21 protein-coding genes are annotated in these 25,340 nt (G+C 46.5%); 7 read left to right on the forward strand and 14 right to left on the reverse strand.

Going from position 1 to position 25,340, the window contains the following annotated elements:
* Positions 1-272: 272 nt before the first annotated feature.
* Positions 273-1,712, reverse strand: a complete 1,440-nt coding sequence (gene rsmF / locus CWB99_RS13060; RefSeq protein ID WP_138552114.1) for a 16S rRNA (cytosine(1407)-C(5))-methyltransferase RsmF — start codon at positions 1,710-1,712, stop codon at positions 273-275.
* Between the two features lie 227 nt (positions 1,713-1,939).
* On the opposite strand from rsmF, the gene CWB99_RS13065 reads away from it, so the two are divergent.
* Positions 1,940-2,953, forward strand: coding sequence for an ArsJ-associated glyceraldehyde-3-phosphate dehydrogenase (locus CWB99_RS13065; protein WP_138552113.1), 1,014 nt, complete (start codon positions 1,940-1,942; stop codon positions 2,951-2,953).
* 2 nt (positions 2,954-2,955) lie between these two features.
* Positions 2,956-4,155 carry an organoarsenical effux MFS transporter ArsJ gene (gene arsJ, locus CWB99_RS13070; protein ID WP_138552112.1) on the forward strand — a complete coding sequence of 400 codons (1,200 nt, stop codon included), beginning with the start codon at positions 2,956-2,958 and terminating at the stop codon, positions 4,153-4,155.
* A gap of 63 nt (positions 4,156-4,218) precedes the next feature.
* On the opposite strand, the gene CWB99_RS13075 is transcribed toward arsJ, so the two are convergent.
* The 12 genes from CWB99_RS13075 to ccoN all read right to left on the reverse strand — a co-directional run bounded on the left by CWB99_RS13075 (position 4,219) and on the right by ccoN (position 16,525).
* A complete protein-coding gene (locus CWB99_RS13075) occupies positions 4,219-6,198 on the reverse strand; it encodes a methyl-accepting chemotaxis protein (RefSeq protein WP_138552111.1) in 1,980 nt (659 codons plus the stop codon).
* Between the two features lie 241 nt (positions 6,199-6,439).
* Entirely contained in the window at positions 6,440-7,357 is a 918-nt protein-coding gene (gene ttcA, locus CWB99_RS13080) for a tRNA 2-thiocytidine(32) synthetase TtcA (protein ID WP_138552110.1), read from the reverse strand.
* A gap of 148 nt (positions 7,358-7,505) precedes the next feature.
* A complete protein-coding gene (uspE, locus tag CWB99_RS13085; protein WP_138552109.1) occupies positions 7,506-8,429 on the reverse strand; it encodes a universal stress protein UspE in 924 nt (307 codons plus the stop codon).
* A gap of 100 nt (positions 8,430-8,529) precedes the next feature.
* The gene (locus tag CWB99_RS13090) at positions 8,530-9,258 is read right to left on the reverse strand and encodes an FNR family transcription factor (protein ID WP_138552108.1); all 729 of its coding nucleotides are present in this window, start codon (positions 9,256-9,258) and stop codon (positions 8,530-8,532) included.
* A gap of 227 nt (positions 9,259-9,485) precedes the next feature.
* A complete protein-coding gene (locus CWB99_RS13095; protein ID WP_138552107.1) occupies positions 9,486-10,157 on the reverse strand; it encodes a sulfite exporter TauE/SafE family protein in 672 nt (223 codons plus the stop codon).
* On the reverse strand, positions 10,135-10,317 hold the full coding sequence (ccoS, locus tag CWB99_RS13100; RefSeq protein ID WP_054013844.1) for a cbb3-type cytochrome oxidase assembly protein CcoS: 183 nt from the start codon (positions 10,315-10,317) through the stop codon (positions 10,135-10,137). Before ccoS ends, CWB99_RS13095 begins: the two co-directional genes overlap by 23 nt.
* A complete protein-coding gene (locus tag CWB99_RS13105) occupies positions 10,314-12,689 on the reverse strand; it encodes a heavy metal translocating P-type ATPase (RefSeq protein ID WP_138552106.1) in 2,376 nt (791 codons plus the stop codon). The genes ccoS and CWB99_RS13105 overlap by 4 nt, the downstream gene beginning before the upstream one ends.
* Positions 12,690-12,694: 5 nt before the next feature.
* Positions 12,695-13,186, reverse strand: coding sequence for a FixH family protein (locus CWB99_RS13110; protein ID WP_054013842.1), 492 nt, complete (start codon positions 13,184-13,186; stop codon positions 12,695-12,697).
* 118 nt (positions 13,187-13,304) lie between these two features.
* Complete coding sequence (gene ccoP / locus CWB99_RS13115) at positions 13,305-14,270, reverse strand: cytochrome-c oxidase, cbb3-type subunit III (RefSeq protein WP_138543728.1); 966 nt, start codon at positions 14,268-14,270, stop codon at positions 13,305-13,307.
* A complete protein-coding gene (locus CWB99_RS13120) occupies positions 14,267-14,452 on the reverse strand; it encodes a cbb3-type cytochrome oxidase subunit 3 (RefSeq protein ID WP_010373992.1) in 186 nt (61 codons plus the stop codon). Before CWB99_RS13120 ends, ccoP begins: the two co-directional genes overlap by 4 nt.
* A 6-nt stretch (positions 14,453-14,458) precedes the next feature.
* Complete coding sequence (ccoO, locus tag CWB99_RS13125; RefSeq protein ID WP_138552105.1) at positions 14,459-15,079, reverse strand: cytochrome-c oxidase, cbb3-type subunit II; 621 nt, start codon at positions 15,077-15,079, stop codon at positions 14,459-14,461.
* Positions 15,080-15,091: 12 nt separating this feature from the next.
* Positions 15,092-16,525, reverse strand: coding sequence for a cytochrome-c oxidase, cbb3-type subunit I (ccoN, locus tag CWB99_RS13130; protein WP_138552104.1), 1,434 nt, complete (start codon positions 16,523-16,525; stop codon positions 15,092-15,094).
* A gap of 223 nt (positions 16,526-16,748) precedes the next feature.
* Between ccoN and CWB99_RS13135 the strand changes: the two genes are divergently transcribed.
* The 5 genes from CWB99_RS13135 to CWB99_RS13155 all read left to right on the forward strand — a co-directional run bounded on the left by CWB99_RS13135 (position 16,749) and on the right by CWB99_RS13155 (position 24,274).
* Positions 16,749-17,333: a hypothetical protein gene (locus CWB99_RS13135; RefSeq protein ID WP_212748519.1), complete on the forward strand. Its 585-nt coding sequence runs from the start codon at positions 16,749-16,751 to the stop codon at positions 17,331-17,333.
* A gap of 208 nt (positions 17,334-17,541) precedes the next feature.
* On the forward strand, positions 17,542-20,583 hold the full coding sequence (locus tag CWB99_RS13140; protein ID WP_138552103.1) for a hypothetical protein: 3,042 nt from the start codon (positions 17,542-17,544) through the stop codon (positions 20,581-20,583).
* Positions 20,584-20,644: 61 nt separating this feature from the next.
* Positions 20,645-21,739 (forward strand): hypothetical protein, encoded by a 1,095-nt coding sequence (locus CWB99_RS13145; RefSeq protein WP_138552102.1) that lies wholly within the window; start codon positions 20,645-20,647, stop codon positions 21,737-21,739.
* 12 nt (positions 21,740-21,751) lie between these two features.
* A complete protein-coding gene (locus CWB99_RS13150; RefSeq protein WP_138552101.1) occupies positions 21,752-23,662 on the forward strand; it encodes a hypothetical protein in 1,911 nt (636 codons plus the stop codon).
* Positions 23,663-23,797: 135 nt separating this feature from the next.
* Entirely contained in the window at positions 23,798-24,274 is a 477-nt protein-coding gene (locus tag CWB99_RS13155) for a GreA/GreB family elongation factor (protein ID WP_138552100.1), read from the forward strand.
* Here the strand turns inward: CWB99_RS13155 and CWB99_RS13160 are convergent, their stop codons facing one another.
* Positions 24,275-25,270: a GlxA family transcriptional regulator gene (locus CWB99_RS13160; RefSeq protein ID WP_138552099.1), complete on the reverse strand. Its 996-nt coding sequence runs from the start codon at positions 25,268-25,270 to the stop codon at positions 24,275-24,277.
* Positions 25,271-25,340: the final 70 nt, after the last annotated feature.

Genomic DNA, 25,340 nt, shown 5'->3' on the forward strand with positions numbered 1-25,340 from the left:
AGAGCGCAACAATCCGTAATTTTCGTACATTCCCACAGATAAAAAAACGCCCGACTCTGTGTGAGTCGGGCTTAGGGAAAGGCTCAAATTTGGAGCCGTGCGCTAACTTAAAAACACCTTCTAATTACAAGGGAGAAGTAGAAAGTCATTTAAGTGTAGCTAAGGCTTCATAAAATTTACAAACATTTGAAATATTAATTATTTCAATAAAAACAACATGTTAATTTCATATGAATGAATCGTCTTAAAATTATCAAAACCTTTTGTTCAGGTTATACCCAAGTTATCAACTGGCCATTTAGGACTAAATCCCGTGGAAGCTTGTTCTTGATTTTGGCCTTCTGCCATTTGCCAAGCCCGACAGGTGCACCACATAGCGTAAGTACCACCTCACCTTGCGCCGGACCCGCAGAGTCAAGACGAATATCCTGTCCCTGAAAGTAAGCTTTTGCCTGACTGGCATTGAGTGCGAAAGTGTTGCTGGTTGCCAGTTGGCCCAGGCAAGTGGCAAATTCATGCTCCAGTTTCACGCCATTTTTGTGAGTGGTGGCGACTTTGATGCCAATGCGAGAGTACTTTATCTTTTCCTGTAGTGTCTCCATGTGCTGTGGAAACAGCCATAGCTCTTTATCACGGCTCATTAACTGTCCGGGCAGCGCTTCAATTCCAAATTGTTGTTTGATACTGGTCGAAAATGCTTGTAAGTCTTTTTTGGCGCAGGGCGAAAAAGGAAATTGCCCTTTCTTTCTCTTCTGCTGTGAATGCACCACGCTGGCTGTTTTTTTGAATTTGGCTATGAAGAAGCCTTCACTGTCGTAGATTTGAGGCCAGACGTGCAGATAACCTTGCTCTGTTGCGGCTTTATCGGCCTCAGGGAACAGATCATGGAGTGACATGATCTCGACGTCTCCTGCGAAGGTGTCGAGCAGATGATCACAGATCTGCTGGTTTTCCAGTGGGGTCAGGGTGCAGGTCGAATACACTAAGGTACCACCGGGTTTGAGTGCCAGAAAGGCACTGTGGATCAGTGTTTTTTGTACTTCTGCAATGTCCTGATTGGATGCCAGCGACCAGTTTTTAAGTGCGTCAGGGTCTTTACGGACTGTCCCTTCTCCGGAGCAGGGCGCATCAAGTAGTATATGGTCAAAACTCTCATACATGTAGTCACCAAACACCTGACCATCAAAATGTGACAGTGCACAGTTTGCAACGCCCATGCGCTTGAGGGTGGCAGCCAGTGTTTTCAGTCGGGACGAGGAAAGCTCATTAGCAATCAGTATTCCCTGGTTATCCATCAGAGCTGCCAGCTGGGAGGTTTTCGACCCTGGTGCTGCCGCCATATCCAGTACAGTGTCTCCGGGTGCCAGCGAGGTGGCCAGTGCCATAGGAGGCAACATGGAACTTGCCTCCTGCACATAAATACAGCCACTAAGGTGCAATGCTGTATTACCGATAGGCAGGTTACTTTCTTCGTCATTCGGACGGCTCAGCCAGTAGCCTTGTTGGCACCAGGGGATAGGCTCAATCTGCCAGTTCAGTTGTGCTGCCTGATGTTCAAATTCTTGTTGTGACATTTTCAGTGTATTAACACGGACCGCGCGTCTCAAGCCCTTGCGGCAGCTTGCGATGAAATCATCCATAGTCAGATGCGCTGGTATGTAGCTTGCGACATCTTCAATAAATTCAGCCGGAATATAAGTTTTAGTGTCCAAAGTCATTATCTCTTGCACTTAATGTGGCTAGTTTACCACTAATTGACATCACTCTGGGATAGACTCATCTCGACGCGCTATATTCTTTGTTGCGAGGATGTAGTACCTGTCCCTCTTGAATATACGGAAAAACATATATAATATATTTCGTATGTTTAGAACGATGGAATCTTAGACTTCTTCTGAGGAGCTTGGGAGAGGTCAGTGTAATTAAAAAGGTAACTCACATGACTATCAAAGTAGGTATCAATGGATTCGGACGCATGGGAAGATTAACCATGCGGGCACTATGGCAAACTGCAGGCATTGAAATTGTAAAAATCAATGACCCAGGCGGCGATGCGTATACTCTGGCGCATCTGATGACTTTTGACTCAGTGCATGGCAAATGGGAGTGGGAAGCCGAGGCCAGCGATGAGAAAACCATGGTGATTGCAGATAAACGCATCGCGGTGGAGCAGCAAACTCAGCTGGAAAAAATTGACTGGTCAGACTGTGATTTAGTGATTGAAGCCAGTGGTAAATTGAAAAGCAAAGAAAAGCTGGCTGGCTATTTTTCTCAGGGTGTAAAGCAGGTGGTTGTAACTGCGCCTGTGAAAGAAGAGGGGGTTCTGAATGTCGTGATGGGCGTTAACCATCAGCTATTTGATGCTGACTCTCACCCAATTGTCACAGCGGCCTCATGCACGACTAATTGTCTGGCCCCGGTTGTAAAAGTTTTGCAGGACAACATCGGCATTAAACATGGCTCGATGACGACCATCCACGACATCACAAACACCCAGACAATTATTGATGCTCCGCACAAAGACTTGCGCAGAGCGCGTGCCTGCGGTACCAGCTTAATTCCAACAACAACAGGGTCGGCAACGGCAATTACCCATATATTCCCGGAACTCAAAGGCAAGTTGAATGGCCACGCCGTGCGAGTGCCGCTGACCAATGCATCAATCACGGACTGCGTGTTTGAAGTTAACCGTGAAACCACAGTGGAAGAAATCAACAGCTGGATGGAGCAAGCTGCGCAAGGGGATCTTGCAGGTATTTTGGGCTATGAAACACGCCCTCTGGTGTCTATTGATTATAAAACAGACCCTCGCAGTGCTATCGTAGACGCACTGTCTACCATGGTGGTAAATGGGACTCAGGTTAAACTCTATGTTTGGTATGACAATGAATGGGGTTACGCTAACCGTACTGCAGATCTGGTCCGTCACGTGATTGCACAGCGCTGGGGGTAAGCGTGTTACAGCAGCTTTCTGCGCCCATTAAGCAGTATCTGGTTATAACTGGTAATTATTGGTCGTTTACCCTGACTGATGGGGCATTACGCATGCTGGTGGTGTTGTATTTCCATCAGCTGGGCTACAGTCCTATCGCTATTGCCTCGTTATTTTTACTTTACGAAGTGTTTGGGGTGGTGACCAATCTGGTTGGTGGCTGGCTGGGTGCCAGAATGGGCCTGAACAAGACCATGAATGTGGGCTTGTTCTTGCAAATTGTCGCGCTGCTTATGCTGGTTGTGGATCCGCAGTGGCTGAGCGTCGCGTATGTGATGGTGGCTCAGGCGTTATCCGGCATTGCCAAAGACTTGAATAAAATGAGTGCCAAAAGCGCCATAAAGCTGCTGGTACCCAAAGAGCAGGATGGTGCACTGTTTAAGTGGGTAGCTATTCTTACTGGGTCGAAAAATGCGCTCAAGGGGGTGGGCTTCTTCATGGGCGGCCTGCTCCTGACACAGCTAGGCTTTCAGGGCGCACTGTGGTTTATGAGCACGATGCTACTGATAACCTGGGTGCTCAGCTTAATATTACTCAAGCAGGATCTGGGTAAGAAAAAACACAAGCCTAAATTCTCAGAGATGTTTTCGACCAGTCAGCAGGTAAACTGGTTATCCGCCGCACGGTTGTTTTTATTTGCTTCCCGTGATGTCTGGTTTGTGGTGGCTTTGCCGGTATATCTGGCCAGTGTGTTTGGCTGGGATCACTGGTGGGTTGGCGGTTTTATGGCAAGCTGGGTTATTGCGTACGGGCTGGTTCAGGCCAATGCACCCAAGCTGCTTGGTAATCGGCGCTCAAATACGCAACAAGCGTTTATCTGGGTGGCTCTGCTGACTCTGTTGCCTGCTTTAATAGCCCTGGCATTGTGGTCCCAGTGGTATGTACAGGTGTCGATTGTGGCGGGTTTACTGATATTTGGTGCCGTGTTTGCAGTCAACTCCTCTCTGCACAGCTTTTTGATTGTGCATTTTGCTGATGAAGATGGAGTGTCAATGGATGTTGGCTTCTATTACATGGCGAATGCGATGGGTCGCCTTGCGGGAACCATATTATCGGGCCTGGCCTATCAGTATGGCGGGCTAGTTAGCTGCTTGCTGATATCCAGCGTTTTGCTCATGCTTGCGACTGGGCTTACTTATGGGCTGCAACGCCACACCAGGTAGAACTGTGAAAGTAAGACAAACCTGAATCTAGGTTTGTCTTACTTTAGACACGTTTTGACAGGTCTATGGTAGCTTAAAGCTCGCGGTGATTTGTTTGAGTTTTCTTGACTGCTTATCCAAATCCAGGCTGGCACTGGCCACCTGATCTGCACCTGCTGCGTTATCCAGTGCGGCTTGTTTAATAGCGTCAATATTGTAACTGATCTCTTCAGTGGTCGAGGTCTGCTGTTGCGCCTCCAGGGCGATACGTTTTGCACTCGCCGAAATTTCCTGAATTTGTGCAACGCTGGTTTGCAGGCTGGCAGCACTATCATTGGTTGCAGAAATGGATGCTTGCGCGACTTCGGCAGACTGATGCATTTTATCAACCGCTTGTGCGGTCGCACTTTGTAGCTCCTGGATCATGGTCTCTATGTCACCGGTAGACTGTTGAGTTTTGTAGGCAAGCTGGCGTACTTCGTCCGCAACGACGGCAAAACCGCGACCATGCTCACCTGCTCGGGCTGCCTCAATGGCGGCATTGAGTGCCAGCAGGTTGGTCTGCTCGGTAATAGCCTGGATCACCTCAATCACTTTGCCTATGTTCTGAGCTCCGGATTCTACGTCCTTAATAGCACGCTCAGAATCGCTGATCACCTGATCGAGAGTTGTCATTTGAGAAACGCATTCTGCCAATGTCTGACTCGCGGCCTGTGTACTGTCTTGCGTGTTGACGCTGAGCGTGGCAACCTGATTAGCGCTATTCGCAACACTCTCAATGGACTGAGCCGTGGCTGCAATGGCAAGGGCGACTTGCTCAATGTTTGCATGTTGCTCCTGTAAGCTGGTATTGGCCTGTTCACTGGCTGCACTGGTCTGGCTGGCCGTAACGGCAAGCTGAGAAGTCGTTTCACTGATAGTGCCAATCACGCCGGTGAGATAGCTGGTCATCTGCCTCATAGCGCCGTATACACCGGTCACGTTGGCATCCTGGCTAAAATCCTGGCGCAAATCACCTGAAGCGATCCGTTCACTGATGTCGCGCATCGTGCTGGGCTCTCCACCTAGCGGGCGCAGTACCGAGCTGGCGATCAACCAGGTGGCTACGCTGATTGCGATAATTGCAATAGCGCCAATTAGGGCAATAAACCAATACAGTTGATAAATCGGTGCAAATGCTTCAGCTTTGTCAATCTCACTCAACAACACCCAGTTTAGCGTTGCAAACTGAAATGGCATATAGGCCGACAAAACTGGGTTGCCATTATAATCAATGATCAGCTCTGTTTCAGAAAAGCCTTGCAGACCACGCCTGACCGCATAGGTATCAACGCCATTTCGTGCTACTGAGCCGGCAAAGCTGGCCGTTACACTGTGCGCTGTCGGGTCCAGATATGAATCTGAACGCATTCTTAAATCTGAGCCTACCAGATAGGACTCGCCTGTTTTACCCATACCATCACGTTGTTGCATGATGTCGTTAATCGTATCTATGGCGATTTGTAACGCAATAATGGAGTGAACTTGCCCGTCAACCTGAACCGGTACCCCAATAAATGCAGCTGGCTCGTTATTGCTTGGCGCATACTGTTGATAATCTGTGATGGAAAATTGACTGCCATTGAGCGCGTTGCGAAATAACTGAGCGAGTCCGGAATCGCGATAAGGTCCAGTTCTCAGGTTGGTCTGATAGTCACTCTCTTTCGCGACGGTATAACTGATAAAACCGTTCGTTTCTATGATAAACAGATCATAAAACCCTTTTTGCTCGATAAAATGCTTGAACAGAGCGTGATTGTCTCGGGCAATCTCAGCAGTGCCTGATTGAGTCTTGGTACTGGCCATTTGTTGCCATTGTGCAGCGATCAGGCTTAGATCTGCCTTGCGGGCCTTGAAGTAATCGTCGATTTGGCGATGTTTAATATGTTTGATGGAGGTAAGCTGATTATACGCCTGACGCTCTAATGCATCTGATGCGGTAATTAAGGATGTGATTGCCATAAATGCCGCCGGCAGTAAGCCAACGAGCATGAATGAAATCAGCAAACGGAGTTTGGTGGACATGGAGTACCTGACTTAAGGTTATTTTGCTAAATGCAATTGAAAATGATTATTATCACATATTGTAAACAAAAATCCCTTTAGTGGGAACTGTGACATCCGAAAAGTTAAAAAAAAGAAACTAAATTCTTATTTTTTGTTTTCGTTCCAGGTTTGCTTACGTTATTGGTTTTGACTCTAAATGGCAGGATCCTGCAAGGGCAGAAGCCGGGCGCTGGCGCACCCAGCCGGTAAAAACGTTTCCTTAACTGAGCTCAATTGCCTGGATCTGAACGGATTGCTCGTCTTCTTCCTGTTCTGCGCCCGCAGGCACACTCGGAAATTCCGGCTTATCAAGTGCGATATCTCCGCCATCAACGATGTCATCTTTTTGCAAAGAGCGGAAACCGAACAGGCCGTGATCAGCCAAATGAGACGGCACAACATTTTGCATCGCAGTGAAAATGCTCTCTACTCGCCCTGGATGAGTTGTATTCCACTCATTCAGCATTGCCTTAACATGCTTGCGCTGCAGGTTTTCCTGTGAGCCACATAGGTTACATGGAATGATGGGGAATGCCTGGCTCTGCGCGTAACGTGCAATGTCAGCTTCTTTACAATATGCCAGCGGTCGGATCACCATATGCTGGCCATCATCGCTCATTAGTTTAGGTGGCATGCCTTTTAATTTACCGCCATAGAACATGTTTAAAAACATGGTCTCAATCATGTCATCACGATGGTGGCCTAAGGCAATTTTAGTGGCGCCCATTTCTTTTGCAGTTCGGTAGAGAATACCGCGACGCAGGCGTGAACACAGTGAGCAGGTTGTCTTGCCTTCGGGAATTTTGTCTTTGACGATTGAGTAGGTGTCTTCCTCAACGATTTTATATTCTACGCCAAGGGTATCCAGATATTCAGGTAGGATATGCTCAGGAAAGCCAGGCTGCTTTTGATCCAGGTTGATGGCAAACACATCGAACTTGATAGGGGCGACACGCTGAAGGTGCTGCAACACATCCAGCAGAGTATAACTGTCCTTACCGCCAGACAGGCAAACCATAATGCGGTCACCATCTTCGATCATATTAAAATCGCCTACAGCCTGACCGGCCAGCCTTCTTAAGCGTTTTTGCAACTTGTTAAGGCTATATGCTTGCTTAGCTTCTTGTGAGTGAGACACTCGCCCCCCTATATCAAAATGACGGCAAAAATAAATAAGGGCGCATTATACCGTCAGACCAGTAAACTGCAATATAAGTGGTGAGATTACAATCGGGGTTGGGAAGAGCAGATCGACACGCAACTGCGTGTCGATCATAACGATAGATTTACTGCGCGAGCGGGCTTTTGTACCCATCTGGTTTGAGTGCCAGTACATCACAGTCAAGGCTATCGATAACATGTTCAGCGGTATTACCGACTAATGCCGCACTGAGGCCAGTTCGACCGACGGTACCAATAACCACTAACTCTGCATTATGCTCATTCGCAATATGGGGGATCACGTCTTCTGGTAAGCCTTCTTTAATAACACACTGCGCTTTACCAAGACCAAAGTGCTCGGCCAGTGCCCAGGTTTCCTCCTCGTGGTGCTTCTTCACTGCTTCATTGTACTGCGATGGATTAAACTCAGGGATCTCAATGGCGATGTTTACTGGTGTTGCCGGATAGGTGTTGACCAGACTCAGGGAAGCGTTGGCCAGCTCACATAAAAATTGCGCATCTTTGATGATACGGTGATTCAGCGCCTGATGTTGTTCATCATCACTGACGGCATTGACTGCCGCAAGTATTTCGCCTTTTTCAGGCCAGGCATGATCTTTGACCAATAATACCGGGGCAGGGCACTTTCTGATCAGGTGCCAGTCTGTCGGAGTAAAAATGACAGACTTAAGCGTATCATGCTGATGAGTGGCTTTGATCACAAGATCAAACTGTTGTTCAAGCACGGTCTTGATAATGGCCTCGTAGGGGCGGTTGTGCCAGACTACTTTGGTTTCAATATCGATGTTTTGATAGCCGCTGGTGAGTTCAGAAATCCAGGCCTCACGGTCTTTAATTACCGCTTCTCTCATCGCCTCACGCTCTTCTCGCGACAACATAGTGGTCATCTCGTAAGAAAAGTCATAAATGGATAAAAAGGCGGTGATTTTTGCACCCGTTTTTTGGGCCAGACTGATAGAACGCTCCAGGCTGTTCTGCTGTTGTTTGGTCGGATCTATGACGGTGAGAATGCGTTTGATTTGTTCCATAATGGGCTCCTTAATCTTGCACGGACGATTTCAACTCTGTCTACAGTGTAATCGAAATCGTCGCGGGATAAAGGAAAAACGGGCCGTTAATTGCCTTAGATCAAAGAGCAATTGCAGCGGTCTTGGCTAGCGCATCAATATCCAAAATGGTGATGAATTTACCTTCGACTTTGATGGTTTCTGACTTCTGGAAACGGCTTAGTAAACGGCTGATGGTTTCAACGGTCAGCCCCAGGTAATTGCCTATTTCTCCACGGGTCATGGTCAGGCGGAACTCTTTGCGCGAGAACCCGCGTTCGCCGAAGCGGCTAGACAGATTGTAAATAAAGGTTGCGAGGCGTTCTTCTGCTGTCTTCTTATTCAGTAACAGTAGCATTTCCTGATCGTAGTTTATCTCGCTGCTCATCAGGCGCATAATTTGCTGCCTGAGCTTTGGCAGCTTACCAGCCAGTTCATCTAAAGTATCAAATGGGATCTCACAGACCATGGATGTTTCAAGTGCCTGAGCAAAGCTCTGATGCTGCATTTTATTGATGGCATCAAAGCCAACTAAGTCTCCCGCCAGATGAAACCCGGTGATCTGTTCATCGCCTTGCTCTGAAATTGTATAGGTTTTAAAAGATCCAGAGCGCACCGCAAAAATAGCGTTGAGCTCGTTACCTGACTCGAACAAAAAGTCCCCTTTGTGGAGAGGTTTTTTGCGCTCGATGATTTCATCCAGCTTATCCATTTCGCTGCCGTTTAAAGAGAAGGGCAGACACAATTGGCTGATGCTGCAGTTGTTGCAGCTGATAGTACATTGACTTTTTGAACGATTACTTAAATCCATAACAAATCCGTTATCTATGACGCACGTTAATGACATTCTATTAGATGCGGCCATATTTTAATACTTGAACTTCTCAATATCTGCTATTCAGATATTCATCTACTATTACAGGCATTGTGGCTGTAGGGTGATAAGTGACTACGACCCGTCGATCATTAATTGTCAAAAAACTCCCATTCTCTGACTCAGATTAATGACTCTCATCTAATAGTATTACCGCTCCTAGATTAATGTACTAGTTTGTCGGTTGCAATGATTAGTAGATAAAAGCCATACCAAATAAAAATATTGCCAAGCGCAATACGCGTAGCTTTATGATTTAAAAACGTATTGAGCAACTGGGCGGTTTGTCCTACTGCTAGCATTGCGGGAAAAGTACCCAGTGCAAAAGCGGCCATCGTGAGCGCACCGCTGAAGCTACTGTCTGCCCGAAGAGTCCAGGTCAGTGCCGAATAGACCAGCCCACAAGGTAGCCAGCCCCATAAGGCTCCGTATGCCAGTGCCTTTTTCTTACTGTCGACAGGGAGTAAATACTTGTTAAGTTGTACAAGGCGTTGCCAAAGCAACCATTTTCCTGCTTTTTCTAGCCAATTTAAGGTCGCTGCCAGGCGCATCACATAAACACCAACCAGCAACATAAATATGCCACTCAGTACATTCAATATGTTGGCAAATAAGGTGCTTTGCTTGGCAAATGCCGCGCCGAGCCCGGCAACCAGTGCTCCGGCGACCATATAACTGCCTAGTCTGCCCAAATTGTATAGCAGTGCAGTGACAAAAGGTGACTGCTTGGTTTGAGCAAGCTGCAGGCTTGATGCGATTCCGCCACACATGACCAGACAATGGCCGCTACCAACCAGGCCCATCACAAAGGCGCTAAACAGGCTTATCTCGGTCATTACTTTTATTATGTTGCTCTTTGTCGTCTTCGAACAGAATGCTGTGTCCCTGCTTGTTCAGATCAGAGAACTGCTCGCTTTTGACGGCCCAAAAAAACACCCCGATTGCGATAATGACAAACAAGATCGCGATGGGAATAAGGATATAGATAATACTCATAGCTTCAGTAACCTCAAAGAGTTAGTGATCACCAGAATCGAGCTCGCAGACATCCCAATGACGGCCACCCAGGGCGGCACAAGTCCCATCGCAGCGAGCGGTAATATTGAGCCATTGTAACAGAGTGACAAAGTGAGGTTCTGTTTTATCACTGTTTTGGTCTTTTTAGCGACCTGATGCAGTGTTTGTAGTGATTTAAGGTCGCTGTTAAGCAACACGACATCGGCCGTATTCTTGGAAATATCTGCACCGGTCTCCATTGCAATGGACAAGTGCGCACTGTTAAATACCGGACTGTCATTGACGCCGTCACCGACCATGCCAACAATATGCTGCTGTGCAGACCAGGATTCCACCTGCTGTTGCTTATCCTGCGGAGAGCAGGCATTTTTGTAGGTATCCAATCCCAGTTCTAAGGCCAAGTCTTTAACCGCATTTGAGCTGTCTCCACTAAGCAAATGGCAGCTTAGGCCCTGACCTTGTGCATAGCTGATGATCTCAGGGGCGCTATTTCTGACTTTGTCAGCAAGATAGAAATCAGCAACAGGTTGGTCATCGACAAAGAGGGTTGCCTGGGCAAAAGAACTATGATTACCAAACCAGGCAGACTTACCAATGGCAACCTTTTGCTGACCAAAGCGGGCTTTTACACCACTGCCGGTGATGACTTCCACATCACTCAGCTTCCTGGGTGACACCACTTGTGCGGTGAAAGCTTTGGCTATCGGATGTTCTGAATAGCGTTCAAGCGCGGCAGCCAGCGCCATTACGTCGGATTCCTGCCAGCTTGTATCGAGCACGCTGATGGATTCAATAGAGAAGCGTCCTTCAGTGAGAGTGCCTGTCTTGTCAAACGCCATTCTGGTGAGTTTTGGCACTGTTTCCAGTACATGGCTTTCTTTGATCAGGATCCCTTTTCGGGTAAGAGTGGCAACGGCGCATGTCAGTGCCGTTGGGATAGCCAGACTCAGTGCACATGGACAAGTTGCAACCAGTACGGAAATAGTGACCCAAAATGCATGAGGTGGATCTATCTGGTACCAGGCAACTGCGGTGATAGAAGCGAAAATTAATAAACAAGCCACAAACCACTGCGCTACTTTGTCGGTGACTTCTACGATTTTAGGGCGTTTTGTCAGCGCATTGTGTTGTAGCTTAATAATTTGATTGAGCAGGGTGTTTTGCCCCACTTTGTTGATTTCGATAGTGATCACGCCATCGTGATTGATGGTGCCTGCATAGACCTGGTGGGTTTGATACTTTTTAACAGGCAGGTGTTCACCTGTCATCATAGATTCATCAACCGTGGTGGAGCCTGAGATCAACACGCCATCGGCAGGGATGGTTTCACCCGGTTTGATCATAATCTGATCGCTCAGTTGCAGGCTTTTCGCAGCAACAATTTTCTGTTCGCCGTCAGGGAGCAGTTTACGTGCAGTCAGGGGAAGCAGCTTTTGCAGGTTGGCAGTAAATTCACTGGCTTTCAGTCGAGCTCTAAACTCCAGATATTTGCCGAGCAAAAGTAAAAAGGTGAACATACAAATCGATTCGAAATAGACTTCGCCCACTGACATGACCGTGGCATAGCAGCTTGCGGCATACGCCCCAAATATGGCGAGCGAAACCGGCAAGTCCATATTGAGCTGCTTAGCTCTGAGGCCCTTAATGGCATTGGTCAAAAACGGCATAGCCGAGTAGAGGATCACAGGGGAAGCCAAGAATAAGCTGATCCACCGGAAATATTGCTCGAAGTTGTCTTCCATACCGGAAAACATGCCAAAATACATGGCAAACGCGAACATCATGACCTGCATGGTCATCAGGCCAGCAACACCTAGACGGCGTAAATAGGCTTTAGCGACGGTTTGTTTTTGCGCGGCTTCATCATCGGCCTGAAAAGGGTAGGCCTTATAGCCAATTTGATGTAGTGATTTGATGATATCACTGAGCTTACATTGCTGTGGGTGCCACAGGATCATAGCTCTGTGTGTCGACGTGTTCACATCAACTCGGGCAATGCCTTTGAGCCCAAGTAGTTGTTTTTCGATAAGCCAGGCACAGGCCGCGCAGCTGATCCCTTCAACACTGAGCAACACTTCCTGGAGCTCGCCTTGCTGACTGACAAAGTCTTGCTGGATATCGGCGTTGTCGTAACTGAGCAGCTCCTTTAATTGTTCTGGCACCAGCTCTTCGACCTTGCCCGCACTGTCGGTTCTAAATTTATAGTAGTCGCTCATGCCCTGAGCAAGAATGGTTTCGGCGACCGCCTGACAGCCAGTGCAGCACACTGGCTGCGGCTGACCTTCAAATTCTATGTGAGCAGAAAACCCCGGCGGTACGGGCTCCAGACAATGAAAACAACTGCTTGTCATAATGTCTACTTATATTCTGGAGAAATGGCGACTTTCTGTGCGGTGGGCAGCTGAAGTTTCTCTTTTAACTTCCAGCTTTGGTCCATAGGTTCAAGAAACACGGTAAACGCACCACGATGAGGTTCATCCAAAATCGCAGTAAACTCACCTGCGGCATTGGCCAGCAGGGTGACCTCAAAATCATATTTCTTGACTGTGCGGTGATAAAAAGAGGCTTTCAGGGCATTTACTTTGCTGTGATCACCTTTAGTGAAGGTAAAACTGACTCTGTCCTCACTGACATCCAGATCACCATGTAAATACAAAGCTTTAGCTTTATCGAATTTGCTGAGTTCAAGGTTAATGGCTTTGCCTTTTTTGTAGTAGTCGTCGACTACCATATCCGGACCATTACCGACGGCAAATATCACCAAAAAAACGCAGGCAATTATCGTAACCAGCGGAAAAAACATTAAAAACCAAGGCCAAAAATTCTTATACCAGGGAGTAGGGTTCATAACGACTCAACAGCTTAATTTCAGTGGCAATATTCTATCTTATTTAGGTGTAAATACCTAAAAAAAAGCCTCCGATTGGAGGCTTTTTTGATCTTAAATAAACTTATAATCTATTCGATTATTTCTCCTGAGAGAGGCTATACACGTAAGCTGTTAGCAGGTGTACTTTGTCTTCACCCAGAATGTCTTTCCACGCAGGCATTACGCCGGCACGGCCGTGACGCAGTGTTTCTTCAACAGCACGTTGAGAACCACCATACAACCAGATGTTATCAGTCAGGTCTGGTGCACCGAAAGGCAGGTTATGGGCAACAGAGCCTTTACCGTCCATACCGTGACAGGCTGCACACATTGCGAATTTCGCTTTGCCTGCATCAGCGTCTTTTTGGTTTACCTTACGACCAGATAAGCTCAGTACGTAAGCGGTCATTTCTTTGATACCCTGGTCACCCAGTGCATCCTGCCAACCTGGCATCGCAGCTACACGACCTTGCAGTAGTGTTTCTTTGATTTTGTCAGGTGTACCGCCATATAACCAGTCGTTATCTGCCAGGTTAGGGAAGCCCATGGCGCCACGCGCATCAGAACCGTGACACTGAGCACAGTTCTGAGCGAACAGGCGCTGACCAATTTCAAGTGCTTTTTGATCTTTTGCCAGGGTTTCAATGTCTTGCTCAGCAAACGCTTTAAAGATAGGGCCGAAACGCTCGTCCGCAGCTTCAAACTCTTTATCAAGTTGAACCCAGTGACCATTCGCTTTGGCTTCTTCCGTTGCTTGCTTAGACTCTTCAAGAGACGTAACGCCCTGATTTGAGCTAGTCCAGTTTAGAAAGCCTGCAAAGTTACCCAGTCCAGGGTAAGCCGCTAGATAGTAGACAGACCAGATAAATGTCGCGAAGAACATGTAAGTCCACCACTTTGGCAGTGGATTGTTTAGTTCTTCGATCCCGTCAAACTCGTGACCACAACTTTCGCCTTCTTCAACACCTGTGTAGTTTTTCAGGTTCCAAAGCAGCAGGCCAAAGATCAGAGCCAGACACGCCAAGGTCAATACGATGACCCAAATACTCCAAAAGCTAGTCATTTTTCAGACTCCTTTTCCTCGTTTGAGATTGTGTTGTTGTGTTTCTTTTCATCTTCAAAGATGGCATTCGCAGCGTCATCAAAACGACGTTTGCTACGCTTGCTGTATGCCCACACAACAATCACTATGAACAGTACTAAAATTACCAGAGTCAAAATGCCTCTGTATGTGCCGTAATCCATAACAAATTACTTCAAATGTGTGCCAAGTTGCTGTAGGTAGGCGATCAGAGCTTCCATTTCGGTCTTGCCCTTTACTGCTGCCTCAGCGCCCTGAATGTCCTCATCGGTGTAAGGCACACCAAAGTTACGGAACACTTCAAGTTTCTTAGCGGTTAATTGACCGTCCAATACATTCTCATTGAGCCAAGGGTAGCCAGGCATATTTGACTCAGGTACTACAGAGCGAGGATCCATCAGGTGAGCAAAATGCCAGTCATCAGAATAACGCTGACCAACACGTGCCAAGTCTGGACCTGTACGCTTAGAGCCCCACTGGAACGGGTGATCCCAAACAGATTCACCAGCTACAGAGTAATGGCCATAGCGCTCAACTTCGTCACGGAATGGGCGGATCATCTGCGAGTGACAGTTGTAACAACCTTCACGGACATAGATATCACGACCTTCCATTTCCAGCGCTGTAAGAGGGCGCAGGCCGTCAACAGGCTGGGTGGTGTCTTTTTGGAACATCAGCGGGGTGATCTCAACGAGTGCACCAAAACTGATGGCGAAAACCGTCAGGATAGCCATCAGGCCAACGTTCTTTTCGACGATTTCATGTTTGTTTGTTGAGTTATTATTGCTCATACTCGACACCCCTTAAGCCATTTGCGTGTTAGCTTCAGTGGTCAAAGAACCACTCTTAGCTACCACAGTACGGTAAACGTTGTAAGCCATTACCAGCATACCAACCACGATGAAGACACCGCCCAGGAATCGCATGATATAGAAAGGCTTAGACGCTTCAAGAGATTGTACGAAGCTGTACATCAAAGTACCGTCGGAGTTAACTGCACGCCACATCAGACCTTGCATAACACCTGAGATCCACATAGCAACGATGTACAGAACAACACCAACTGTGTGTAACCAGAAATGGGTGTTAACCAGTTTTACACTGTACATGTTAGCGTGACCGAATAGTGCAGGGATCAGGTGATAAATAGCACCAATAGAGATCATTGCTACCCAACCTAGTGCACCTGAGTGTACGTGGCCGACAGTCCAGTCAGTGTAGTGTGATAGTGCGTTTACAGATTTGATTGCCATCATTGGGCCTTCGAAGGTAGACATACCGTAGAAAGACAGAGAAACAACCAGGAAACGCAGTACTGGGTCAGTACGTAGTTTGTGCCATGCACCAGACAGCGTCATGATACCGTTGATCATACCACCCCAAGAAGGAACGAACAGGATCACTGACATGACCATACCTAAAGACTGCGTCCAGTCAGGTAGAGCTGTGTAATGTAGGTGGTGAGGACCAGCCCAGATGTATAGAGAAACCAGTGCCCAGAAGTGAACAACCGATAAACGGTAAGAGTAAACAGGGCGACCTGCTTGTTTAGGAACAAAGTAGTACATCATACCCAGGAAGCCTGCAGTTAGGAGGAAGCCTACCGCGTTGTGGCCGTACCACCACTGAACCATTGCATCAACCGCACCCGCATAAATAGAGTATGACTTGGTGAGAGATACAGGTACAGCCATGCTGTTTACGATGTGAAGTACCGCAACGGTAATAATGAAGCCCGCGTAGAACCAGTTCGCAACGTAGATATGAGACACTTTACGTTTGATCAACGTACCGAAGAAAACAACGGCATACGTAACCCAAACAACGGCAATAGCGATATCGATTGGCCACTCAAGTTCAGCATATTCTTTAGAAGATGTGATACCCAGTGGTAGTGTGATAGCTGCTGCAAGAATAATTGCCTGCCAGCCCCAGAAAGTGAAAGCGGCTAGCTTGTCAGAGAATAGACGCGTCTGACACGTGCGTTGTACAACATAGTAAGATGTTGCAAAAAGTGCACTTGTACCAAATGCGAAGATTACTGCGTTCGTGTGTAACGGACGAAGTCGAGAGTAAGTTAACCATGGAATGTCGAAGTTTAACGCAGGCCACGCAAGTTGCGCCGCGATAAATACACCTACACCCATGCCAACGATGCCCCAAATCACTGTCATTATAGCGAATTGGCGTACAACCTTATAATTGTACTCAGTTTGTGATGCTACTGTTTGGCTCATTTTCTGGATTCCGCTGCAATTAATGCGATTAGAAATGATTAACCTGTAATACAGGCCCTGTTTTTTTATTTCAACAAACCCGTTGGAGTTACATCCTACAGAACGGAACTCTAACCAGCTTGAGAAACCCTTATTTTTGCAAGGAAATAATAATTTTTTTGCAAACGAAAAGATACTACAAACACCTAAAATAATGACATCAATCAAATTTTGAACGAGTCACTTGTTCAATGAGTACGCGATTTGCGCAATATCAAAACAAATTGCAAAACTTGACGCCAAAGGCTGGTCGAAAAGACCTATTCCACTTACACTGGATTTCTTTTCTCAATGTCACACACTTCGTATTATGCAGAAAACTTGCACATTAACCGGTGTTTTTTTAGTCACTTTTCTAACGGCCTGTTCAGACCCTGCTACCATTATACATGAAAGTTCAGAAAAAAGTGAAAGTTCGCAAACTTCCTTAAATTGTATTGCTTCTGCTCCTTGTAAAAATGATGGTCTGGCGCTTTGGAGTTCAGCCAAAAAACTACACCCTGAGACCCCATTTGAATTGTTTCTGGGCCTTAGTTCGTCTGATATAAAGGTACAGTCTGCCTGGTTGGAAGGTACCCGGATGTACATGGGAACCATCCCCGTTTTTTTTACGCAGCAGCAAGGCGAAATTTGGTCGGCAGAGGTTATGGTGGGCGCTTGCAGTGACCCTGTGATGGAGTGGCGTTTGACCGTCAAACTGGCAGATTTGACGGGGGAGGCTGAATATGTCAGAAATGTCACATTTAGTCTTTATACTACGCAAGAATGAAATCTATGTTGGAAAAGTTCACCTTTGCGTTTTATATTTATTTACAAAGAAGTGTGTTTTGCAATGACTTTGTTAAGAGTATTGAGTATATTGAGGGCGTAAAGTACCCAAATTAGCTTAGAGTCTCGTTTGACAAAAACATTCGCATAGGCAAATAAATAAAGAAAAACACGCAAGCTATTTAAGGAGACCTCTAGTGGCAAAGCGCATGAAAAAACTTACTCCAGTGGCATCCACCATTGCATTAAGCCTTGGCCTTACCGGCTGTAGCTTATTTGATAGTGATGATAACAAACCTATTGTCAATCCTCCTCCAGCCCCATCCGAAGTAGAAAGTACTGTTAATGCGAAGTTCAACGTTTCAGTATCTGGCAAGGCCGTTAAAGGAACTTTAAGTGGTGCTATGGTTAGTGTGAAGACTGTAGACGCGCAAGGCAATATGGTTGATCTGGCTTATCGAACAGCTGCTGGCGAAGAGTCTGCGACAGAGACAGCTGAAAGCGAAAGTGAAGCGAAAGAAAAAGCCGAAGCTAAATTAATCAGCGGCAACCCTGCAGAGTTGAAAACATCGGCACAAGGTTTGTATGAGATCTTTGTTGACGAAGGGTTTTCTGGGCCTCTCTATATCACAGTGAAAACAACCAAAGACGGTGATGCATTGGTTAAGTGTGATGCATTTGCTGGGTGTGGTGTGGGTACCGCGGTAAAAGTAAATGATGGTTCAGTCTTTAACGACAATGGCAAGGTTGATTTTGGTGAATGGTATAAAGACGACATCGAGCTGTCTGTAGTTAAGCTGATTTCTGCAAACACCGCAGCCAGAGCTGCGTCGGCTAAAAATGCACCGTCGTATGCAGATGGTGACGATGGCTCCTATAAAGCAAATTTATCGATATTTACCTCAACAGCAGCGCGTATATTGCTTGCCGGAGAGTCTGCGATTGACTCTGCTGCAGTCGGACAAGCCAGTATTCAGGTAATTGGTCAACTAGTGGGTGATCTATCCTTAGTTGCAACGCTGGCCAGTGACTTATCGCTGGGTGGTGTGGTTGACTTCACTGATGTCGATGGCACTGAAAAGCTTGATGCAGGTGCGCTTGTATTAGTGCAAGTAGCATCTTCACTACAATCTCTGGCTGGTAAAGAAAGCAGAACAGTTGCGGACGTATTAGCTGAGCTATCCGGTGATGTTGAACAAGGTAATCTGGGTGATAGCCAAATATTCTCCAAACTAAAAACCGAAACACAGAAAGCCGGTAAAGTACTCAACGCGATTGTCTCAGGTGATGATGAGGCGATTAGAACAGCGTTAATAGAAGCGGGGGTTGACGAGACTGATGTCGCCCAGGTTGCGGCTGATGCTAAAGCGGCTAAAGACAAGGCAGTCAAAAACGGCGCTACATCAGATGATCAACTCAAAGATGACTCCGGTAAAGTGGTCGACCAACTTGACGATCTGGGTAATGGTGACACCTCTTTGGATAGCTTAGATGCTTCATTGTTGGCAAGTATTGAGGCTGGCAAGCAAACGCTGACAGGTAGTGATGCTCAGCTGGACGAATTTGCTGCGTCATTAGCCGCTGTTAAAGCCTTGGCTGCTGATACTGCAACCAAGGAAAAAGCCATTGCCTACGGCAGTGCTGCTGTTGTCCTGAATACTCAGTTTACGGCTGCGACTGCGACAGACGTGGAGGGCGATAATTTAGGTAAGTTACTGGCGCGCGAACTCTCTGGTGCTGAACAACTGGTTTCTGCTGCTGCTGGCTTGGTGACGTTAGATGCTAAGTATCAGCCAACACTCACGCAAGCGGGTGAGTTGTTAACTCAGGTAACCACTTTGGTTGCCCGAAAAGACCAACTTAGTGGTCAAATTACCGCAGAGCTGGCAGCTGCTAATGCGAAGATAGCGGAATTTGGTGCCACGCTTGATGTTGCTAAGCAAGCGTCAGATGAAGGTCTGCTGGCAGCGAAGGAAAGTAAAGAAGTCGCAATTGCTAAGAAAGGCGAGATGGAAGTTCAACTCCAGACCGCGATAGCTGCTGTAGCTGCAATTACAGATCAAGCCACGGCTGAAGCCGCGTTGAGTGAATTGGTAAAAACTCAGACTAGTCTGCAAGACGCTATCGCAGCTTACCAGGCGGCAGAGATAGCTGCAAAAGCGTCACTAGAGCTCGCAAACACCTATAAAACCCTTGCCCAAAACCAAAATGCATCAACCGATGAAGCTGATCTCGCTATCAACGAATCGAATGAATTGATTAGTGAAGCACTTCTTGAGATTTCTGTACTTCAAGGTGACACAGCGCAACAAATTGAAGACTACAGAATGACGGCGCTGGCTATGCAGGGTACGGAAAAAATGGTTGACATCAGTTTCGTCACTAAAGAAGGCGCTGATGCAACATTTAATGCGGGCGAGATTATCTATGATGTTGTGAAAGATATCTGGGATTCGGGATTAGACTCTGGTGACCATAGTGGCACAGCTCCTAACTTCCCTGACTGGAAGTATAGCTACAACACAAACACTTACGCTCTGAATCTGGAAAATACCAAAGGTGACGAGAAGATTGCAGCCAATGGTCAGGTTAACTCTGGTGCCGAGAGTAAGATTATCTTTACCTGGTCTGGTTTTTTAATGGCTGACTCTGGTCAGAAGGTTGAAATTAAGTCTCCAGATTTGGCCGAGTGTGAGCGCTGGGCGATAGACGCCATCGCAATGCCAAATGCATCTTGTTCAGTACTTTATGTTGATGGCAGTATCCAGAATGTTGAAGATGCACGAGACTTTGATATTTCTCGTGGCAAAACGTTCAACCTGATTGAGTTTGTGGATGGTCAATATGGATTCAACGGTTACTTCCATTCTGAGTTGACTGCTGTTGACCAGCAAGGTAATCCTTCTCCATTGTTTGTCGACGATACAACAGAGCTGGCTTCAATTGTGCTTAAAGGTGATAGCGAAGGCACTGGGTTTACCGCGCACTTTGATATTCGCAATGAAGATAACAACGACGACCTTGGTGTGGCTGAGGTGTCGATTGACAACTTCAACGGTTATGTGTTTAGAGTTGGCCTAATCGATCAAGATGGCCCACTACTCGGAAGTGTATCGTTATTTAATGATACCGATCAGCCTGTTGACGTAGGTACTGTAGAGGAAATTACAAACGGTTTCCGTATCGATTACCTTACTGGTTTGTCAATCGACTATACGGATATTGACTTTATCGGTCAGCCTAACAACTAATATAAGCCAATTTAAAAAGGGGAAAGGGTGACCTTTCCCCTTTTTTTTAGAAGTTAAGTTTATGACATTAAAAAAAATTACACCTCTACTTTCTCTGTGCTGTATGCCTATATCTCAGACGGCAGTCTCAGCATCCAGTGACATACAGTTAATTCACCAGTTTCATAGTGAGATATACACCGAAGCGCAACCTGTTAAGGCGTTTGTTGACGATTTTGACGAGCCTCTGACTGAAGGTGACAGCGCCTTTACTTACAATGTGTTTGAGTTAGGCATGAAATACAAGGGCATAGGTATAGGAGCGCAGAGCCGCTTTGATTACCTACTTGCTTTTGACCCTGATACAGCACGTTATACGCACACCGAGAAGAACGACTTACCCTTTGAAAAACGTAATTACCGTTATTATCTATGGGGTCGTCAGGCGACGACGAACGGTATTTTCCTGTCTTACGATCTCGAACTACTGGATAAAAAACTGGTTGTTACGCCTAAATTTACTTATTTCAAAAGTACTCATTTTCAGGACGCTCGTGTAGATGGCACCATTTTCGGGGATGAAATAGAAGGTAAACTTGAAGCCGAGTACTATTTCTCTAAGGATATTCTGTTCAAATCTTTTACGCCCACTGAAAACCCTAAAGGAGACGGCTATAGTCTTGATCTGGAAATCGATTGGCAAATTACCGATGATTTACGAGTATGGGCTGCAGGAAAAGACCTGGTGTACGAAACGAAATACACCGGTGCCGGGTTTGTGAATGGATTCACGACTGACATTCCATTTACTGAAAGAGAAGACGGCATAGATACAACGCCGTCGGTACGGTTGCGTACCTCTGCGTACGATCAGGAAATAGAATATACATTCGAGCGCGACGCCCGTTACTATGTCGGGGCTGATTATCGCATTAATGACAGTTTCTCCACCACAGTGAAGGCGCGTAAGTTTATTGATGATACCTTCTTTCAGGCGAATTTAACGTATCACTTTGGAGACAATTGGGCGTTTTTCGGTGGCTATGAAACACATAGCGACGCATTTGAGTTGGGAATAAAAACCCAGCATGCGGGCTTATCTGTCAAGATGGATAATCTCAATGTCGATGACGCACATTATGTTAATTTAAACTGGTTCATTAACCTGGATTTTTAGGGAGGTAACAAAATGCGACAAATTAATAGGCTCATACCTTTCCTTTTGGCAGGTACTTTGGCTGCATGTGGTGGAAGCAGTGATCCTGCTCCGACAGTGGATACAGCCCAGCCCAACTTAGGACATGATACCTCTGAGGCTTTATCGGCAACCGTAACTTTTTATGTCCCTCAGTATGGTGATACATCCGGTACATTAGTTGTGACCAAAATGAGCTCCAATGAAAAACAGGAACTCGCCACCAATGACTTAAATACTCTGACTGTTAATTTGCAACCAGGGGCCGTGTATCAGTTTGAATTTAATCCCAGCACAGAAAATATTTCGTGTCCCAGAGCGCAAGGGTGTGGTCGAGCTTTGCTGAATGATCCAAATGATCTTAATGGCAACGATGAAATTGACTACAACGAGCCTGTCACTGCATCTGTACAATATGAGTTGACTGCAAAGCCTGTAGCTGGACAGAACCAGTTGTTCTTTTCATCATACGCCACGCTATTAAGCGATGCGAAGCTGGACAGTACGGTATTGTCTTTGACAAATACACCAATCTATCATTTAAGTCATAGCAGTATAAATCACTCCCTGCGTGCAGAATACGCAGCAAAAGGGTTTACTTATTCAGATATTATGAGGCAGCTGAATCTGGAGGGCAGTGACTCAGATGTGATTAGCCCTTTGGCAGATGCTTTTGATTCTGCATATAAAAACGCTGACTATGATGCGTGGCAAGGTTACATTAACCTGGTCAATCAGTACTTCATGGAGACATTGCTTGACGAGAAAGAGAGCGTATTGTTTGCCAGCGTTGTCGATCAGGTGCTGCTGAGCGCGAATGAAGCTATGCAATTGCAAGACTTGATTGCCTTTGAAGACTCAGCCACGGTTTATAACAACGAGCTACTTAACCATTTTAGAGACTCGCTGGGTGTCATTCGCCTGCAGGAAGAAAAATACAGTGAAGAGCTCAATACACAGCTACAAGATATTGAAACTTTGGTCGCGGATGACGTTGCCAAAGAGTCATTTGTTGTGTTAGCTGAAGCGGTTTATGAGGTTGTTAGTACAGTCTCTCCGGCGACAGACTCAGCACCGGGTACATATCAAACGGGTGAATTGGATATTGTTTATACCACAGATCCATCCTTTAACTGGCGCGTCACCGGCATGAGTAAGGGCTTTGAGGTCAATATGGATGTCACTATGCCTGAATGGCGCAAGAGCGCGATACTGGGAGACCGTATTTCCGGAAGCGGTGTGGTTACAGTTCGTAAAGGCGGCGTTTCATTGCAGGCTGATCTGGATGATATCTACTTACTTTTCGACGGTGCTTTAGAAGCTGAAAGCTTTGAAACTGCCACTGGTATGTCTCGCTTTGGGGGGACTATTACACTGCAAACGGATCATTCCAAAACCGCAGGGTATTTGCGAATGCGATTGAATCGAGTGGCGTCTCCACAAGACACGGTTGAAAGCGTGATCCCGAATTTACGTCTGCGAGGTCAGTTTGAAACGGTTAATCAGGTTACCCCTGTGACATTCTATGCAGCTGAAAGAACACCCTTTGTATACGATACAACGTTAGATCTGTCTTTTGGTATACATGCCGATTTTGACCTCAAAGGCGCCCCTGACTTTCAGTTACAGTTAGCTGCTGAACAGGGGGATTTTTCCAATCTTAATTCAGCTGAACTTGGCTACTTGCTTGGTGGCCGCGTCATACAGCTGGAGGTACGTCGTTCGGGTGACAATAATAACATTGTTGCTAAAGGCAAAGATGGTTACTGGCTGGATGTAAAACAAAAGGGACGGAATTTCACCGGTGGTTACTATTACGGGGATAAACTCATTGGCGACGTGAAAACTGTACGCGGCATACCAGGTGTGTTATTTCCTGATGGTAGCTTTGAATCGCTATTCTGATCAGGTTTTTTTTGCTAAAATAGTCGAAATTTAAAAGGGCCGTATGGCCCTTTTGTTGTTTTTATCAACTTGTCATTACGTCTACTCTGGCCTCATCAGGCAAATTGATATGAATTGGTTTTACAGAGGTAAAATGTGAATAAAAGTCATGTGATTGAGCATTTAAAGTTCGCTCTGGAGTGTAAGCTACAAGAAGCACAACAGGCCGCAGACAGCGCAAGAGCGGACGCAATTCATGAACAAAGTGCAGCGGAAACTCAGTATGACTCACTCAGTATAGAGTCTGGATATCTGGCGGAGGGCCAGAGTGAACGAGTAGACCAGGCACATCAGGCCATTCATGCGTTTGCGGGTACATATACAGTGAGTTGCCCGTCGGCTATCCAGGTTGGCACCTTGGTTGAGCTGGCGGATGAGCAGAGTGAACATCATTGGTTTTATATTGGCCCCTGTGAGGGGGGATTAAAGCTGACTGTGGGTATTACGCCAGTGAGGGTTATCACCTTAGCGTCTCCTATTGGGCGGGCACTGCAAGGACGTGGCGCAGGAGAAGAAATTGAGTTTCACTTTAACGGCACGACTCAATGGCTCGAGGTAATAAGTCTTTCATAGCTAGGAAAACAGCTTTTTCCTGACCACCTGGCGATATTGACTGGGGGTTTGATTCATCGCGCTTTTAAATACCCTAGTCAGTTGGCCCTGAGAGCTAAAACCGCAAGCCAGTGCAATTTCCTGAATGCTTAAGTTTGTTGAGGCCAGCAGTTCGGTAACTTGTCTGACCCGCACTGTTTGTAGATAATTCGCGGCAGTCTGACCTGTCGCGGCTTTAAAGCGGCGATTGAAAGTCCGGTAACTCATGCCAAACTGAGCCGCGATCTCTGGAAAGGTAATTTCGTCGGCACAATTGTTACGTAACCAAAACTGGATGGACGCGATTTGCTCGTCACTGTGTCTATCTACCGCGCCTTCCAGATATCTTTGCTCTTCGTATGGCTTACGTACTTCATGGGAAAAGTTCTGTTGTACATGGTGAGCAGCCTCACGGCCATAGAATTGGCCAATTAAATGAACGACCACATCTGCCAGTGCATTCAAACTGGCTACTGTATACAAGCGTTCTGACTGAGTAATAAAGTAGTCGGGTCGCAAAGCGACAAGCGGGTAGCTGCGTTTAAATTGTTCTGCATAATGCCAGTGAGTTGTAGCCGAATGGCCATCCAGGATCCCCGATTCAGCGAGGAAACACACTCCCGTACCGACACCAATGAGTGTTGCGCCTGCGCGCCATGCCATCGCTGCATTTGAAACCAGTGAGGTATTTTTTCGCAGCACAGGGCGAGGATTACGCCAGATACTGGGAACAATAATATAGTCAAATTCACTAAGTGCGGCGTAACTGGTATGTGCGGAAAATGGGATGCCCATAGATGAGTTCACAGGGCCACCGGTTTCACTCAGCCAGGCAAGCTTCAGAGGAATAAATTCATGACCGAGATGGCGCCTGGCAAATGCTTCTCCGGCACGGAGCATCTCAACCGGTAGCGTTACACTGGTGATAAGCATTTGCTCATAAATTGTGAAGGCAATGCGGTGGCTACGGGGATTCATCTCATCCGACCTCTAATTGGTGGCGCAATTTGCATGTTATATGGCGAAAAATGTAAAGTAACATATTTTC

It is taken from the genome of Pseudoalteromonas rubra (assembly GCF_005887095.1).
Classification (GTDB): domain Bacteria; phylum Pseudomonadota; class Gammaproteobacteria; order Enterobacterales; family Alteromonadaceae; genus Pseudoalteromonas; species Pseudoalteromonas rubra_E.

What these genes read in the sequence shown, in the direction of transcription:
- CWB99_RS13065 (WP_138552113.1), top strand. Translation starts at nt 1,940, where the DNA reads ATGACTATCAAAGTAGGTATCAATGGATTCGGACGCATGGGAAGATTA.
- CWB99_RS13075 (WP_138552111.1), bottom strand. Translation starts at nt 6,198, where the DNA reads ATGTCCACCAAACTCCGTTTGCTGATTTCATTCATGCTCGTTGGCTTA.
- uspE (WP_138552109.1), bottom strand. Translation starts at nt 8,429, where the DNA reads ATGGAACAAATCAAACGCATTCTCACCGTCATAGATCCGACCAAACAA.
- CWB99_RS13090 (WP_138552108.1), bottom strand. Translation starts at nt 9,258, where the DNA reads ATGGATTTAAGTAATCGTTCAAAAAGTCAATGTACTATCAGCTGCAAC.
- CWB99_RS13095 (WP_138552107.1), bottom strand. Translation starts at nt 10,157, where the DNA reads ATGACCGAGATAAGCCTGTTTAGCGCCTTTGTGATGGGCCTGGTTGGT.
- ccoS (WP_054013844.1), bottom strand. Translation starts at nt 10,317, where the DNA reads ATGAGTATTATCTATATCCTTATTCCCATCGCGATCTTGTTTGTCATT.
- CWB99_RS13105 (WP_138552106.1), bottom strand. Translation starts at nt 12,689, where the DNA reads ATGACAAGCAGTTGTTTTCATTGTCTGGAGCCCGTACCGCCGGGGTTT.
- CWB99_RS13110 (WP_054013842.1), bottom strand. Translation starts at nt 13,186, where the DNA reads ATGAACCCTACTCCCTGGTATAAGAATTTTTGGCCTTGGTTTTTAATG.
- ccoP (WP_138543728.1), bottom strand. Translation starts at nt 14,270, where the DNA reads ATGACTAGCTTTTGGAGTATTTGGGTCATCGTATTGACCTTGGCGTGT.
- CWB99_RS13120 (WP_010373992.1), bottom strand. Translation starts at nt 14,452, where the DNA reads ATGGATTACGGCACATACAGAGGCATTTTGACTCTGGTAATTTTAGTA.
- ccoO (WP_138552105.1), bottom strand. Translation starts at nt 15,079, where the DNA reads ATGAGCAATAATAACTCAACAAACAAACATGAAATCGTCGAAAAGAAC.
- ccoN (WP_138552104.1), bottom strand. Translation starts at nt 16,525, where the DNA reads ATGAGCCAAACAGTAGCATCACAAACTGAGTACAATTATAAGGTTGTA.
- CWB99_RS13140 (WP_138552103.1), top strand. Translation starts at nt 17,542, where the DNA reads ATGAAAAAACTTACTCCAGTGGCATCCACCATTGCATTAAGCCTTGGC.
- CWB99_RS13145 (WP_138552102.1), top strand. Translation starts at nt 20,645, where the DNA reads ATGACATTAAAAAAAATTACACCTCTACTTTCTCTGTGCTGTATGCCT.
- CWB99_RS13150 (WP_138552101.1), top strand. Translation starts at nt 21,752, where the DNA reads ATGCGACAAATTAATAGGCTCATACCTTTCCTTTTGGCAGGTACTTTG.
- CWB99_RS13160 (WP_138552099.1), bottom strand. Translation starts at nt 25,270, where the DNA reads ATGAATCCCCGTAGCCACCGCATTGCCTTCACAATTTATGAGCAAATG.